Here is a 15734-nt window from a genome sequence, read left to right as displayed (position 1 = left end):
TTAATTTTTCTCTGAATCTGGAAGAAACGAAATATCCTGCTGTTCCAGGTAACTTAATGCATTAGGGCCTTCATTAAAAATAAGGTCAATAATAGAAAGATTGTTGATAAAGCCGGTTTTACTTTCAAAAACCTGCGTGTAAGGAACAAATTCTGGTTGAGATTTCATTTTAGCATTCACAAGGAATCTGCCATCTACTACTGAAGACGGATTTTCGTTGTACGCTGTTGTTTTCTTAATCTCCAGGTCCATTTGAAGTGATTCCAACGCAACTGTGAGACAGTCGTAATTAAAATCTATCAAAAAGTCATATTTTTTAGTATATAAATGCTCGAAATCATCTTCATAAAATTCAAAGAAAGGAGAGGTGCGATAAGCAGATTGTAGTGATTTCCAGTGTTGTTTTTGCCAGTGAAAATCGTTCTCAATCCTTACATCCTTATATTTTTGATGCTGGCTCTTGTCACCGGTATGCTTTATGGGGATGTTTAGCAGCAACTTTCCATTTGCTCCATAAACATACATGCGGTTGCGATACGTTTGCTTCTGATAATTATCTTCATTCTCAAAAATGACTTCTGAAGCCTTGGCAAGTGCAACAAATTGGGAAATCGGTCCAAAATAACAGGGATGTAAAAGCAGCTTTTGCATACCAGGGAATTCTTCTTAGGATTTTTTTCTTTTTCTGAAGTAACCATACCCAAACCAGCCAACAAGTGCAATTAGGAAGTAAGGAAAATAAGAGACAGGTTCACCTTGTCCGCCCACTGTTGTAAACACTCGATCCCATCTTATTTTATTAAATCCTGAAGCATTGGGATCAAGACTAAGCCAAATAAAAACCGGTTTTCCAACCACATGGTTTTCAGGTACATAACCCCAATAGCGGCTGTCTTCGCTGTTATGGCGGTTGTCACCCATCATCCAGTAATAATCCTGTTTAAAAGTATAGCTGTCAAGTGGCTCACCATTTAAAAGAACCTGAGTTCCATTAACAGAAAGTTTGTTATCTACGCCCATTTCGCTGCCCTCATACACTTCAATAATACGGCGGTAAAGAGAAAAGGAGGTGAGGTTCATTTTCACTGTTTCCCCTCTTTTGGGAATATAAACTGCTCCCATGTTATCCTGGTTCCAGTTGACTTTCCGGTTGTTGGGAAATATTCTTTGATCTTTTTCACCTGCAGGAGTTAATACTTTTTCGATGGAAGAAATATTCGGATTGTTTTTTAAGCGCTGTAAAGCTTCATCAGACAAGGCTTGAATTACGAACTGATTTGTGTTGGGATCATAACCGTAGCCGTCTGTTATGCCATATTCCTGCATCATATTAGGATGTAACGCCTGTCCTGTAGTGGTTCCGAAGTAAGAATACTGCGGCTTCGCTCTGTCTGGCAAATTGAGAGGTTCTCCATTTATGATTACCCTGCCTTCTACAATTTTTATAGAGTCACCCGGCAATCCAACTGCCCGTTTGACGTAATTCGATTTTTTGTCAACAGGCTTGTCATAACTAATGCCTGATCTGTCTCTAAACATTCGTACCGTATCTACGGGCCAGTTGAAGACAACGATGTCGTTTCGTTCAATATCCTGAAAACCGGGTAGTCTAAAATAGGGAATTTGAGGCGCATTTAGATAAGACTTTACGCCAAGAAATGGAATTGTATCGTGAACCATTGGAAAAGCCACAGAGGTTAGCGGCGTCCTGGCTCCATAGTGGAATTTGCTTACAAACAGGTAATCGCCAACCAGTAAGGTTTTTTCAAGGGATGATGTAGGAATCGTAAAGGGCTGCATGACATAAGTATGGACTATGGTAGCTGCTATCACTGCAAAAAGAATGGAACTTATCCATTCTCCGGCAGCACTTCCCGGATGCAGGCTGCGTTCTTCCTTATATTTTACATCCGCTGCATAGTTGACGTAAAAAATATACAGTCCACAGGTGATAATAACCAGAATGGTATCTGTAGTGGAAGTTTTTCCGAAGCTTCTAATGGTTTCTACCCAAACCACAGGAAACATGATGAGATTCACAATGGGAATGAACAAAAGAATCGTCCACCACCATGGCCTGTGAATGATCTTCATTAAAACCACCGCATTGTAAACCGGAATTGCGGCTTCCCAGGCTTTTCTACCGGCTTTTTGATATAATTTCCATGTTCCCAGAAAATGAATTAACTGGATGATTAGGAAAAAGATGATCCATTCTAAAAATATCATTTGCGTGCTTTATGTTTATTGGTTTGAATTGAAGGAAAAGTGTTACATGTTCTGGAACAAAACATCTTTCATGCTAAAAATGCCATTTTTGCCATTCAGCCATTCGGCAGCAATAACCGCTCCCAAAGCAAATCCTTCACGGGAGTGGGCAACATGTTCTATTTTAAGGGTATCAACCTTAGATTCATAAGAGATGCTATGAGTTCCCGGTACGTTTTCTATACGTTTTGCTGTTAAAGGTATTTCGTGTTCTCCTGCATCTTCAAGCTTCCACCCGGTCTTATTACTGTTTTCAATGATTTGTTCGGCAAGTGTGATCGCTGTACCACTGGGTGCATCCAGTTTCTGCGTGTGGTGAACCTCTTCCATAGAGACTGAATAATCCGCTTCAAAAGGGCGCATCATTTCAGCTAACTTTTTATTCAGCTCAAAAAAGATGTTCACCCCAAGACTAAAATTGGAAGCATAAATAAAACCGGAGTTGTTTTCGTTACAGACTTTTACAGCTTCTTCATATTTTTCGAGCCAACCTGTGGTTCCTGAAACCACAGGAATACCGGCTTCAAAACAAGTGGTGATATTCTTAAAAGCGGCATCAGGAATACTGAAATCTATAGCAATATCCACTCCGTCAAGGCTATGGTTATTGATGTCGTCAGAGATCTTCAGCTTTATGTTATGGCCGCGGTCAAGGGAAATTTTTTCTATGGTTTTCCCCATTTTTCCGTAACCTATAAGTGCAATATTCATTGTTAAAAGTTATAATTTAAGGTAATGCCATATCCGGTCTTTCCGCTAAAGCGATCATAATCCAGTGCGGGTTTGAGAGAAAGGTCTTCGCTTACATTAAACTGCTGCAGGTGGGCATCCACATTGGCATCGATAATGTTCAGAGCATACATACCCACAAGCACAAGAATGGAGATCTCCTTGTTTCGTTGATAAAATTTTTGGGCGTCAATTAATCTTGGAGTAGATAGCAACGGGTTCCCATCTTCATCTAAAAATTCATCGTTTGTTCTTCCTGCTAACCGGCTTTTGTACGCATCCCGGTAGCGGTCATATTGCCTGTCGTTGTTGATGTAAAAGTAGACTCCCACCCCCAAAGCGGTGTAGACGATGGGAATTTTCCAGTATTTATCATTGTAAGCCTGGCCCAAACCGGGTAAAACAGCCGAATAAAATGCCGCCCTCGCAGGTGCTAAGGCATCGTAAGGCTTATAACCCAGCTCTTGTTCTTCGGGTACAATTAATTCTTCGGTTCTTACTGTAATAGAATCTTCTTGCGCAAACAGAGGTGTGGCAAATAGTGATAAAAACAACAATAAAAGGAGGTTTTTAATCTTCACCCTGAATGATCTTTTTGAGTCTTTTGAAATCCTCTTCAGAAGAGAATGGAATAATTAGTTTTCCATTTCCCTTTTTTGCTACCTGTACATCTACTTTAGCGCCAAGATGTTCAGAAAATTCTTTTACGCTTTTTCGCAATTCCTGGGGTAAAGAAATCTTTTGTTTAGCAGTTTTCTTTGCACCCGGTTTTTCTTCCTGAAAGCTTCTTACCAGTTTTTCAGTTTCTCGTACTGAAAGTGAATTAGCTAGGATTTTTTCGTAAATATCCAGCTGTTTTTGAGGGTCTTCAATATTAATGAGCGCACGCCCGTGTCCCATTGAAAGGAAACCGTCGCGCATTCCCGTTTGAATGATTGGATCCAGCTTTAGCAGCCTAAGATAATTGGCAATCGTTGAACGGTTTTTACCCACTCGTTCGCTAAGTTGCTCCTGCGTGAGATTTATTTCGTCGATGAGGCGCTGATAAGACAGCGATATTTCTATAGGATCAAGATCCTGTCGTTGAATGTTTTCTACTAATGCCATTTCCAGGCTCTCCTGGTCATTGGCAATTCGAATATAAGCCGGAATGGTTTCCAGGCCAATTAATTTGGAAGCTCTAAAACGTCTTTCCCCAGATACTAACTGGTATTGGTTATAATCCAGCTTTCGAACCGTGATGGGCTGTATCACACCCAGTTCCCGAATGGAAGATGCCAGCTCACGCAGTGATTCTTCATTGAAACTTGTTCTGGGCTGAAATGGATTGACTTCAATTGAATTGAGATCGAGCTCTACAATATGTCCTACAAGCTTATCGGCATTTTTGTCTTCAGCAGATTTTATATCATTTTGAGGATCCTTCAGCAATGCTGAAAGGCCTCTTCCCAATGCTTGTTTTTTGGTAGCCTTCGCCATGTTCTCCTAACTGTTTTTCTTAATTATTTCATGCGCCAGGCTCAAATAATTACTGGCTCCTTTACTTCCGGCATCATAATTAATAATGCTTTCCCCATAACTGGGTGCTTCACTCAAACGCACATTTCGCTGAATGATTGTTTTAAAGACCATTTCATCAAAATGTTTCTGCACTTCCTCCACCACCTGGTTAGAAAGCCTTAACCTGGAATCATACATGGTCAATAAAAGGCCTTCAATATCAAGATTCTTATTGTGAATCTTTTGCACACTTTTTATGGTATTGAGGAGTTTTCCTAATCCTTCAAGTGCGAAATATTCACATTGAATTGGTATGATTACTGAGTCGGCTGCAGTTAAAGCATTCAGCGTTAGCAATCCCAGGGAAGGAGCACAATCAATTAGGACATAATCATATTGATCCCGAAGGTGCGCAATGGCTTCTTTAAGCATATATTCCCGTTGATCCTGGTCTACAAGCTCAATTTCTATGGCTACAAGGTCAATATGCGCCGGAATAAGATCCAGGTTGGGAGATTCGGTCTTAATAATGGCTTCTTCAGCTTTAGAAGAATGTTCCAGCAGCTGGTAAGTTCCTAATTCTACCGTTTCCACATCAATTCCTAATCCCGAAGTGGCATTGGCCTGTGGATCTGCATCAATAAGTAAAACTTTTTTCTCCAGCACTCCCAGGCATGCCGCGAGATTTACCGAAGTGGTAGTCTTTCCTACACCTCCTTTTTGATTTGCAATAGCAATAATCTTACCCATTAAATATTTTTGGATTTAAGAGGTAAAAATACAATTTATTATAGGTTTACGAAAGGTAATTTGTTAACAGGTTTTTAATAACCTTTAGTTCCTGAAATTGGCTTATTTTCTGAAGTCTAACGTTATTCTGAAGAAAATATAATTATTAATAATAACCCAAAAATGTCATTTTTGGATGATATTTTTTGAACCTTCAACGATAGGTAAGAGTTTATTTCTTTTTGGCTTTTATCATTGCCTCCAGCTGGTCCCACATCTCCTCCGGAATTGCTTCCAGAAGGTTGAACTGCCCTGCGCCTTTAAGCCACTCGCCACCATCTATGGTAATGACTTCTCCGTTCATATAAGCAGAAAAATCTGAAACCAGATAAGCTGCTAAATTCGCCAGTTCCTGATGTTCACCGACTCTCTTAAGCGGAACTTTTTTGGAGAGGTCAAATTTTTCCTTTAGATCTCCGGGTAATAGTCTGTCCCAGGCGCCCTTGGTTGGAAACGGCCCGGGAGCGATGGCATTGGATCTTATGCCATATTTTGCCCATTCCACAGCCAGTGATCGGGTCATCGCTAAAACTCCGGCCTTCGCAGTGGCACTCGGCACCACATAAGCCGATCCTGTCCAGGCATAGGTGGTAACAATATTGAGTACAGTTTTATTGGTTTCACCCTTATCGATCCAGTGTTTTCCAAATGCCAGTGTACAATTCTTGCTCCCTTTTAGTACAATATCTATAATGGTGTCAAAAGCGTTTGCGCTGAGTCTTTCGGTGGGAGATATGAAATTTCCCGCGGCATTGTTCAAAAGGACATCTACGGCGCCAAAATTCTCTACCGTCTTCCGAAGCATTTCTTCTACCTTTTCATAATGCCTCACATCGCATTGTACAGGAAAACATGTGCCTCCGGTTTCCTCCTGAAGTTCTTTCGCCGTGGTTTCAAGTTTTTCAAGATTCCGCGACGTAATAGCCACATTTGCTCCCAGTTCCAGGAAATATCTTGTCATTGCTTTTCCTAATCCGCTACCACCGCCGGTAACAACAATAGTTTTACCCTTTAAGGCATCATCACGAAGCATTTTTTGTGTGTATTCCATAGTAGATGTGAGATTTTTAATGTGAGATATCAGATTAGAATTTTTTTAAGAACCAAGAACCAAGAATCAAGAACCAGAGCTTATTCATCGATGAGGATTTCCAGTAACTGAATCGCTGCATCACTAATTTTAGTTCCCGGGCCAAAAACAGCGACCGCACCGGCATCAAATAAATATTGATAATCCTGTGATGGGATCACACCACCTACAATGACCATAATATCTTCCCGATCGTATTTTTTCAGCTCTTCGATCACCTGTGGCACCAATGTTTTGTGCCCTGCGGCAAGGGAAGAAACACCCAAAATATGAACATCGTTCTCTATAGCTTGTTTTGCAGCCTCCTGCGCCGTCTGGAACAAGGGGCCAATATCTACGTCAAAACCAACATCTGCATAACCTGTAGCGACCACTTTTGCACCGCGATCATGCCCATCCTGACCCATCTTAGCGACCATTATCCTTGGTCTTCTTCCTTCCTGTTCAGCAAATTGGTTAGCCATTTGCCTTGCTTTTTGAAAGGAAGCATCTTCTTTAATTTCTTTTGAATACACCCCGCTAAATGATTGAATTTTTGCTTTATACCTGCCGTAAGCCTCTTCAAGCGCATTGCTGATCTCTCCAAGCGTAGCTCTTTCTCTTGCAGCCTCAACAGCTAAAGCTAATAAATTTCCTTTTTCTGTGCGAGCGGCTTCAGTCAAAGTTTTTAAAGCAGTATTTACTTTTTCAGAATTTCTTTCAGCTTTGATCTTTTCGAGAAGTTCCACCTGCTGCTTTCTCACTGTTTGGTTATCTACCTCAAGAGTAACAATAGGATCTTCTTTTGCAAGTCTGTATTTATTGACGCCCACAATAATATCCTGGCCGCTGTCTATTCGGGCCTGTTTTCTGGCTGCTGCTTCTTCAATACGTAACTTGGGGATACCTTTTTCAATGGCTTTTGTCATTCCGCCCAATTCTTCCACTTCCTCGATCAGGCTCCATGCTTTTTCAGCAATTTCATTGGTGAGGCTTTCTACATAATAACTTCCGGCCCAGGGATCAACTGTTCTGGTGATTTGGGTTTCCTGCTGAAGGTGAAGCTGCGTATTTCTCGCGATACGGGCAGAGAAATCTGTAGGAAGTGCGATGGCTTCGTCCAAAGCGTTGGTATGCAAACTCTGCGTTCCGCCAAAGGCAGCTGCTGCCGCCTCAATAGACGTTCTTGCCACGTTATTGAAAGGATCCTGCTCTGTAAGACTCCACCCACTGGTTTGGCAGTGGGTTCTCAAAGCCAGTGATTTTTCGTTCTTCGGATTAAATTGTTTCACCAGTTTTGCCCATAAGGCTCTCGCGGCTCGCATTTTTGCGATCTCGGTAAAATGGTCCAGACCTATAGCCCAGAAGAACGACAAACGTGGAGCGAAACTGTCTATATCCATTCCGGCTTCTAAACCTTTCCTGATGTATTCTAGTCCGTCGGCGAGGGTATAGGCCAGTTCAATTTCACTGGTGGCACCGGCTTCCTGCATGTGGTATCCCGAAATACTGATGCTGTTAAAGCGGGGCATGTTTTTGGAAGAATATTCAAAAATATCCGAAATTATCTTCATTGACGGAGTGGGAGGGTAGATGTACGTGTTCCTTACCATAAACTCCTTCAAAATGTCATTTTGAATAGTTCCTGAAAGCTGTTCCGGTTTTACCCCCTGTTCTTCGGCAGCAACGATGTAAAACGCCATGATCGGAAGCACGGCTCCGTTCATGGTCATGGAGACAGACATTTTATCTAACGGGATCTCGTTGAATAGGATCTTCATGTCCTCTACAGAATCAATGGCAACCCCAGCTTTTCCTACATCACCTACCACTCTTTCATGATCACTGTCATAGCCGCGATGCGTGGGAAGATCAAAAGCCACCGATAACCCTTTCTGGCCAGCAGCGAGATTTCTTCGGTAAAAAGCATTGCTTTCTTCAGCGGTTGAAAATCCGGCGTATTGGCGAATAGTCCACGGCCTACTTACATACATCGTACTGTAGGGGCCTCGCAGGTAAGGCGGAATTCCCGCAGCAAATTTGAGGTGCTCTAAACCTTCAATGTCTTCTTTAAAATAGGTCTTTTGCTCCCGGTTTTCAGAAGGGGCTGAAGTTTTCTCTTCCCTCGAAGCAGCTACTTTTCCTTTTAAATTTATATGCTGAAGATTCTTTCTGCTCATTTCTTAGATATTTACGACTGTCCCTTTTCCTGCTCTTTTTCAAGCCGTTCCTGCTCATGCTTTTCGGCTATTCTTCGTTCCAGGATTGGCTGGATCAACGTTTTTCTTGGATGCTTTTTTAGGAAGGGGAACAATTGCAGCTCATCTTTCATTTTATCTTCGTGATTCGCATATTTGTTCGTTCCAACCAGCACCAATTCGCCTTCCTTGAATTGTTCCTGTTGTTTTTTAGCACTCTCTGTGATCTTCTTCTGAATAGTTCCTTCTTTTAACTGGGTCAAAAATCCGCCGGCATTTTCAATTCCTTTAAAGATTTCCAATGCTCTTTCGGCAAATTGTTGAGTAAGAGTTTCTATATAATATGCCCCTTCCGCCGGATTTGCAGCTTTCTCGAAATAACTTTCATTCTTCAGGATCAATAATTGATTTCGCGCAATGCGGCGGGCAAAATCATTTTCTTTGTGAAAAACACTGTCATACGGAAGATTACAAATAGCATCGGCGCCGCCCAAAGCTGCGCTCATACATTCGGTCGTAGTGCGCAACAGGTTCACATTGTAATCGTAAATAGTTTTGTTTCTTTTTGATGGCTGCGCAAGGATGAAGCATTTTTCTGAAACGCCAAATTCTTCAGCCACGGTAGAAAATAACAGTCTTAATGCCCTTAATTTTGCTATTTCGAAGAAATAATTTGATCCCACGGCAGTCAAAAATGTCATTTTAAAAGCTTTTTTTCGAGCTGCTGAAAAATCTTTCTGTTTTTCAAAATCCTGAAGATATTCGGTAGCATGCGCAAGCGCATAAGCCAGTTGTTGCGGGATATTGGCTCCCGCGTTTTCATAAAGACCCATATTAACGCTCACGGCTGTTGGAAATACTTCAGTTTCTGAAACTATTTCATTAAGAAGTGAAAAATCTTCTTTTAAGCTCTTAAACCAGTTGCCGCTGCGGGCTAAGTTTCCAACAATATCTATTTGCAGGCTTACCTGATGTTCTTTTCCGGAGAAAAATTTCTTAAGCTTTGAAAAATAAGCTTCTGAAAGAAATTCGAAAGAAATATAAATTGGAGTAGTGCCAAGAGGAATATCCAAAAATAGCATTTCGGGCTCAATTTCTTCAGAAGAGATGTTGAACCAGAGGCTTTCAGCGCCTTTTTCCAGTGCTTCGAGTGCTTTCTTGTTGCTCTTTTCAGCAGAGGCTACAAAAATCTTTTCACAAATATTCCATCCTGAGGGTGCTTTGACCGAAACCGGTTCTGGAGAATCATCTGGATGATAAAAAGGATTTACAGCTACTCCATCGTTTGAGTTCCAAACCAAATTCTTGTTGTAGTCTGCTCCCTTAAGATCGTATTGTATCTTTTGTTTCCACTGTTTGGCAGAAACTTCATCAAAATCACTGAACAAATTATTACTCATTGTTTTGCAGGTTTTTCCAGCTGCCAAAATGCAGGATCTTATAATTAGTTGGTTTCTTTCGCGTGCTCTATAATAAAGATATCTTCATTTTCCCGCTTCATAAAATATTCCCGGCGAGCAAATTCCTCAAGCTCGAGCGAATCATCTAATTTACTGATGATGGCTTTATCATTTGATATCTGGTCGAGGTAGTATTTTTTATTCTTGTTGAGATCATCTATTTCGGCGTCCAGTTCATGATGAACCAGCCAGGAATTGCTGTCGAGAAAGAGCATCCAGAAGACAAAAGCCACAGTAACAAGCAGGTACTTGTTACTTGCAATCCTGAACCATTTTTGATTTCGCAGCGTATTTAGCTTCATAGCCGAAATATACGAAATTAGAGTAAACGCTGCCGTATGATTGTTTGAACGATATCAACAGCCACGGTATTATAACGGTTCGTAGGGATAATGATATCTGCAAATTCTTTTGTGGGCTCGATAAATTGCTGATGCATGGGCTTAAGGGTAGTCTGGTAACGGTTCAAAACCTCGTCAAGATCACGGCCTCTTTCGGCAATATCACGTTTTAACCTGCGTATTAAGCGCTCATCACTGTCTGCATGTACGTAAATCTTGATATCAAACATCTCCCTAATATCGGGATGAGTAAGAATAAGGATTCCTTCTACAATAATAACTTTCCGGGGTTCAATTTCAAGCGTTTCGCCGGTGCGGTTGTGTTCTTTAAAGGAATAAACCGGCTGTTGGATATTGTTTCCTGCCTTGAGCTCCTTTAAATGAGCTACCAATAAATCAAAATCTATGGATTTAGGATGATCAAAATTTATCTTTTTTCGATCTTCAAAGGAAAGGTGACTGGTATCCTGGTAGTACGAATCCTGAGAAATGACATCTACTTCCTCATTTTTTAATTCTTCAATAATTTGATTTACCACAGTGGTTTTCCCGCTTCCGGTACCGCCGGCAATGCCGATAATTAACATAGCTGAATAATTTGCTGCAAAGGTAAATTATTCTTTTAAAAGTGGAATTTCACTTTTTTTAGTATAAGGGTGAGCAGTTGCTCTTAATTTCTTTATTCTTTCACCTCTCTGACTTCTGCTAAAGTAGCCGGTTTCTCTACATTATTATCCCATGCGTAAAAAATATAGTTCAGCACATTTTTTACTTCTTCATCTGTAAGCTCCATCGAAGGCATAAGGCTATTATATTCAACTCCGTTAACTTCTATGTTGCCATTTAAGCCGTACTTCACTGCTTTAATAGTGGCTGCTCTTTTCTCTTTAAGCCAATTGGATTTATTGATAGGAGGGAAGGCGTTTGGAATGCCTTCCCCGCTAGCTAAATGACAGGTAGCACAAAAGTTATTGTAGATATCTGCTCCTTCAGGAAAGCTTTCGCTCACTTCAGGAAATTCTAAAGCCGACTTTTGTACTGTATTTCTTCTCCTTTATTCTTACATGCGGTACCAATTAAAAACAGGATGAGAATAAAAGATCTCTTCATACTACTCTTCTTCAGAAGCAGGAGTTGTAATCTTGATAATCCCTGTTCCTTCAATAGAAGCATAGATGTTTCCATCTGGCCCTTGAGCAAGGTCACGCAGGCGCCCCACTCCCGGAAGAATTTTTTCTCTTCCAACCACAGTTTTTCCTTCTAGTTTTAGGTGTTCGATGTACATAAATTTTAAAGAACCAACGAGAAGATCTCCCTGGAGTTCAGGATATTTATTGGAGGTGACATATACCATCCCGCTTGGGGCAATAGATGGTTTCCAGTAGAAAATAGGATCTTCAAATTCTGGTCTTGAAGTTTCGTCTGTGAAGGTGCTATTGTCATAATTGATACCGTAGGAAACTACAGGCCAACCGTAATTTTCACCTTTTTTGATCACATTGATTTCATCACCGCCCTGTGGCCCATGTTCATGAACCCATATCTCACCGGTATCAGAATTTAGGATCATTCCCTGCGGATTCCTGTGTCCGTAAGAATAGATAGCTTCTTTGGCATTTTCTTCACCTACAAAAGGGTTGTCCTGCGGGATGCTGCCATCGGGATTAAGTCTGTAAATTTTTCCGCCGTCACGGGTAAAATCCTGCGGGTTTTCATCGCGATTTCCACGATCTCCCACAGAGAAATAAAGGTATCCTTCGTTGAAAGTAATACGGGAACCAAAGTGTTGTCCCCTGGTGCTGTTTGGAACGGCCTTGTACAAATCTTCTTTTTGCACCAGCTGGCCGTTTTCCAGTTTAGCCCTCATAAGAGCTGTATTTCCACCTTCGCCTTCCCCTTCGGAAGAAGAATAGGTGAAGTAAATCCAGCCGTTAGACTCATAATCCGGGTGAACTGCAACGTCAAGGAAACCACCCTGGCCGCGGTTATACACCTCTGGTGCTCCCTGCACGATTCGTTTCTCTCCATTCGAGAAATGGATGAGATCACCGCCTTTTTCAGTAATTAGCATGCTACCGTCGGGTAAGAAATCCATACCCCAGGCGATCTGTAAATCGGGTACTACTACTTCATAGCCGTATTCGGTTTGGGAAGAGTCGGCAGGGAGGCTTTCCGAAGCAATGATGTTGGCAGTTGCAGTGGTGTCTTTAGTTATAGCCTGGCCCGTATCTCCTTCATTGGATTTGCCATTTTCGCCACATGCGACAAAAGAAAACGCAACAGATAAACTCAGTATAATTCGTTTCATATAAAAAGGTTTTAGACATTTAAAGTTTTCCCTTCAGAAATGAAGGGAAAATATGAGGCATCTAAGATATAAAAAATCAAAAGTTTTCATTGCAGAGTTAACATAATGTTTATCTTTGCAGCCACTTTGAACATGATCGCAGTTGCTAAACCTGTAGAGTCGTTGAAAAAGTGTTTTTTCGGGGTGTAGCGTAGCCCGGTTATCGCGCCTGCTTTGGGAGCAGGAGGCCGCAGGTTCGAATCCTGCCACCCCGACTACAGAAAACCCTACACATTGGTGTAGGGTTTTCTTTTATATGCTATTCTTGTTATATTTATTAAAGGATTTAGAATGAGTTGAAATAATAGCATATTTAGTCGAATGAGTAATGCGGAAAATTTTTCATATCTTATGAAAGATATGATGCTGTGTTGCGGTAAAATAGTCTCTAAAAACGCTATTTAAAGAGCTGTTTTTCCTGCTGCCTTTTATACCCAATAAAGGATAAACTTCAATAATATTTTGTGAAAGCTGTTTCACCGACTTTGTTGCAGCTTCGTGTACTTTCTGAATAAATTCTTCTGAAAAACTGGAGGTCCTTAATGTGATTTCTTCAATTTCCCTCGCGTAGAGAAAAAGCTGATTATTGGCTTCAAAAATGACATTTTTGAGATCCTTTATTTTTTGCGCTTGAAGTTCTTTAAAAGCTTCTTCATAAAAATGTTCGGCCATTCCTATATAATTGGTCCAAAGAGTGAGATCGGCAAAAAGGGAGAAATTGATTTTGAATATTGGCTGGGGAAGATAAAACTGGTCATATATAAAACTGTATTTCTCAGAGACTGTCACTTCCTTCACTTCAAAAGAGTGCGTTGCGGTAGCTTTAAGGCCCATGCTATTCCAGTCCTGAACTATCTGGACATCTTTTTTAGGAAGTACAAATGAAAGTATCTTCTGAGACCCATCATCATTTAGAACTTCCTTTCCTTCCTCCAGAATTTTGGCATTTAATGTGAAATGCGTTAGATAAGGAGCTCCCGTGGCGTAGCGCCAGTTTCCGGAAATGACATAAAGTGCTTCTTTTTTCTCAGCAGTTCCCAAAATGCCGCCACTTCCACCTAAAACAGGTTTTTCGGAATTAATGAAAATTTCTTTTGCTGCTTCGGGAGTTAAATTTCCAATAAAGTAGTTTGCACCGCTACATAAAGTAATCGTCCAGCCAAGACTGCCATCGATAAAAGCCAGTTCCTTCAATATTTGAAGACCTTCAGAAAATGACATTTCCAGTCCGCCATATTTTTTCGGTACCCACAGGTTCCATAAATTTTTTCTTTCTATAATACGAAGGACTTCCGGAGAAAAAAATGTTGCGTCAAAACCTTGTTTTTCAAGCTCCTGAAAATTGTTCTTTTGGTGCATTTTCTATTAATTTTTTCCATTTAAAATAACCTGAAGTACCTACAAGAAACAAGAAAACCGTTAGCCCAGCGTAGATGTACAGGTCCTTATAAATAAGCAGAGGGATGGCAATAATGTTGCTGATGTTTAGGTATATCCAATTTTCGATTTTTCTTTTGGCCATGAGCCACATTCCGGCCCATGCAAAAGCGCTTACCACAGCATCCCAAATAGGGACATCGCTGTTGGTGTGAAATACCAGCCACCATGCCATAAGAGCAAAGCAGCCTGTTGCAATTGCCAGTGCTTTAAAATGTTCAGTTCTGGTAGACCTTGATACTGGAGCAGACTGTTTCGCCTTACCAAACTTCCAGTAAAACCATCCGTAAATGCTCATTACCAGGTAGTATAAATGCAGCAGGATATCTGCGTACAGCCTGGATTCGTACAACACCCAGATACTGATGATTACTGAAATAATTCCGAATAAGTAATTGTGGATGTTATTTTTCCTTGCAAGAAGGACCTGAGCGACTCCAAAAGTAGTTCCTAAAAATTGCAACCAGGTTAAATGCATAATTGTGCCTTCATTATTATTTAAAAAAATAATGAGGTGATGAACCAGGTGCTGCTTTGCAAGATCTAAGCTGGAAAATAAATCCCTACGCCGGCATTACCCGGATCAGGTACAGAGCTTTGGTGCCCATGGGTATCATCTCAGCCGGCCGAAAAGGCAAGCACCCCATCTATATTGCAAATCTAAAGCGGTGCAATGGATTTCAAAAGAATTATCTGATTTTTTTTTATAAGATCGCTAGGGCGGGAAATTACTATTTCTGCTCTTTCTCTTTCTAGCATTCACTTAAATAACTTACAGAAAAAAGCCTGTACATTTGATTTTTTACAGGCTCTTTCTTATCGGTTTTATATATCTCAATAATTTATCTGCCGGTTCGTTCTTTCAGATGTTCTTTATCTGTTAGATCGAGGATCATAGGCGTGATACTGGTTTTGCCATTTCGTACTGCCCAACGATCTGTGTCTTCATCTACTTCCTCAATGGGAATCACTGTAAACCAGTAATTCTGTCGGCCCATGGGATCTTTTTGCTCCAGGACTTTCCCGTCGTAATGGCGTACCGATTGTTTTGTCCATACGATCTCTCCTTCTGGTTGCCGCGGAAAATTAATGTTGAGCAATTCCCGCTCTTTTTCATATACCACCTCATCGAGGGAAGCCTCCACATATGGAACAAGCGCTTCAAAATCTGGCTCGTCTTCTCCTACAGAAACACTAAGGGCAATTCCGCGGATGCCGAAGAGGACTGCTTGTCGTGCTGCGGAAAGTGTTCCGGAATGCCAGGCTGAATTTCCCAGGTTGGCACCTATATTGATTCCCGATAGTACCAGGTCAATATTTTCAAAAAGGTGAGCACCCAGAGCTACGCAATCTGCAGGTGTACCGCTTACCCTATAAGCTTCTATACCTTCAAAATGAATGGGTGATTTTTTATATTTTATGGGTTTGCCCGAAGTAATTGCCTGCCCCATAGAAGACTGTTCAATGTCGGGTGCCATAACGATTACTTCTCCATACTTCGTTGCAGCTTCGGCCAGGGATTTTAATCCCGGACTGTAAATTCCGTCATCATTTGTTACTAATATTCTCATATACGCTTTCTTTTTTTGTTCTCAA

16 protein-coding genes and 1 tRNA gene are annotated in these 15734 nt (G+C 41.0%); 1 reads left to right on the top strand and 16 read right to left on the bottom strand.

Annotated features, from left to right (window positions below; genetic code table 11):
• From ACOV1Q_RS11050 to ACOV1Q_RS10990, 13 genes are all read right to left on the bottom strand, one after another.
• On the bottom strand, positions 1–651 hold the full coding sequence (locus ACOV1Q_RS11050; RefSeq protein WP_424494455.1) for a WbqC family protein: 651 nt from the start codon (positions 649–651) through the stop codon (positions 1–3).
• Positions 652–666: 15 nt separating this feature from the next.
• Complete coding sequence (gene lepB / locus ACOV1Q_RS11045; protein WP_424494454.1) at positions 667–2229, bottom strand: signal peptidase I; 1563 nt, start codon at positions 2227–2229, stop codon at positions 667–669.
• A 42-nt stretch (positions 2230–2271) separates the two neighbouring features.
• Positions 2272–2979 carry a 4-hydroxy-tetrahydrodipicolinate reductase gene (gene dapB / locus ACOV1Q_RS11040; protein ID WP_424494453.1) on the bottom strand — a complete coding sequence of 236 codons (708 nt, stop codon included), beginning with the start codon at positions 2977–2979 and terminating at the stop codon, positions 2272–2274.
• A gap of 2 nt (positions 2980–2981) precedes the next feature.
• A complete protein-coding gene (locus ACOV1Q_RS11035) occupies positions 2982–3554 on the bottom strand; it encodes a DUF5683 domain-containing protein (RefSeq protein WP_424494452.1) in 573 nt (190 codons plus the stop codon).
• Positions 3555–3567: 13 nt separating this feature from the next.
• Positions 3568–4476 carry a ParB/RepB/Spo0J family partition protein gene (locus ACOV1Q_RS11030; protein WP_424494451.1) on the bottom strand — a complete coding sequence of 303 codons (909 nt, stop codon included), beginning with the start codon at positions 4474–4476 and terminating at the stop codon, positions 3568–3570.
• Between the two features lie 6 nt (positions 4477–4482).
• On the bottom strand, positions 4483–5247 hold the full coding sequence (locus ACOV1Q_RS11025; protein WP_424494450.1) for a ParA family protein: 765 nt from the start codon (positions 5245–5247) through the stop codon (positions 4483–4485).
• A 211-nt stretch (positions 5248–5458) separates the two neighbouring features.
• On the bottom strand, positions 5459–6337 hold the full coding sequence (locus ACOV1Q_RS11020) for an SDR family oxidoreductase (protein WP_424494449.1): 879 nt from the start codon (positions 6335–6337) through the stop codon (positions 5459–5461).
• An 80-nt stretch (positions 6338–6417) separates the two neighbouring features.
• Positions 6418–8535 carry a methylmalonyl-CoA mutase gene (scpA, locus tag ACOV1Q_RS11015; protein ID WP_424494448.1) on the bottom strand — a complete coding sequence of 706 codons (2118 nt, stop codon included), beginning with the start codon at positions 8533–8535 and terminating at the stop codon, positions 6418–6420.
• 11 nt (positions 8536–8546) lie between these two features.
• Positions 8547–9953, bottom strand: coding sequence for a methylmalonyl-CoA mutase subunit beta (locus ACOV1Q_RS11010; RefSeq protein WP_424494447.1), 1407 nt, complete (start codon positions 9951–9953; stop codon positions 8547–8549).
• A 44-nt stretch (positions 9954–9997) separates the two neighbouring features.
• Positions 9998–10315, bottom strand: coding sequence for an FtsB family cell division protein (locus ACOV1Q_RS11005; RefSeq protein ID WP_424494446.1), 318 nt, complete (start codon positions 10313–10315; stop codon positions 9998–10000).
• A gap of 17 nt (positions 10316–10332) precedes the next feature.
• Positions 10333–10941, bottom strand: a complete 609-nt coding sequence (gene udk / locus ACOV1Q_RS11000; RefSeq protein ID WP_424494445.1) for a uridine kinase — start codon at positions 10939–10941, stop codon at positions 10333–10335.
• A gap of 92 nt (positions 10942–11033) precedes the next feature.
• Positions 11034–11363 carry a c-type cytochrome gene (locus ACOV1Q_RS10995; protein ID WP_424494444.1) on the bottom strand — a complete coding sequence of 110 codons (330 nt, stop codon included), beginning with the start codon at positions 11361–11363 and terminating at the stop codon, positions 11034–11036.
• A 102-nt stretch (positions 11364–11465) separates the two neighbouring features.
• On the bottom strand, positions 11466–12662 hold the full coding sequence (locus ACOV1Q_RS10990) for a PQQ-dependent sugar dehydrogenase (protein ID WP_424494443.1): 1197 nt from the start codon (positions 12660–12662) through the stop codon (positions 11466–11468).
• Positions 12663–12841: 179 nt separating this feature from the next.
• Here ACOV1Q_RS10990 and ACOV1Q_RS10985 point away from each other — a divergent pair.
• Positions 12842–12916: transfer RNA gene (locus ACOV1Q_RS10985), tRNA-Pro, on the top strand.
• A 127-nt stretch (positions 12917–13043) separates the two neighbouring features.
• Here ACOV1Q_RS10985 and ACOV1Q_RS10980 read toward each other — a convergent pair.
• The 3 genes from ACOV1Q_RS10980 to surE form a co-directional block, all read right to left on the bottom strand.
• Complete coding sequence (locus ACOV1Q_RS10980) at positions 13044–14060, bottom strand: acyl-CoA dehydrogenase family protein (protein WP_424494442.1); 1017 nt, start codon at positions 14058–14060, stop codon at positions 13044–13046.
• A complete protein-coding gene (pnuC, locus tag ACOV1Q_RS10975) occupies positions 14029–14616 on the bottom strand; it encodes a nicotinamide riboside transporter PnuC (RefSeq protein ID WP_424494441.1) in 588 nt (195 codons plus the stop codon). The genes ACOV1Q_RS10980 and pnuC overlap by 32 nt, the downstream gene beginning before the upstream one ends.
• 364 nt (positions 14617–14980) lie before the next feature.
• The gene (gene surE, locus ACOV1Q_RS10970; RefSeq protein ID WP_424494440.1) at positions 14981–15709 is read right to left on the bottom strand and encodes a 5'/3'-nucleotidase SurE; all 729 of its coding nucleotides are present in this window, start codon (positions 15707–15709) and stop codon (positions 14981–14983) included.
• Positions 15710–15734: the final 25 nt, after the last annotated feature.

This window comes from Salinimicrobium maris, assembly GCF_049680855.1.
GTDB lineage: Bacteria > Bacteroidota > Bacteroidia > Flavobacteriales > Flavobacteriaceae > Salinimicrobium.
This window is presented reverse-complemented; position numbering and strand designations above follow the sequence as displayed.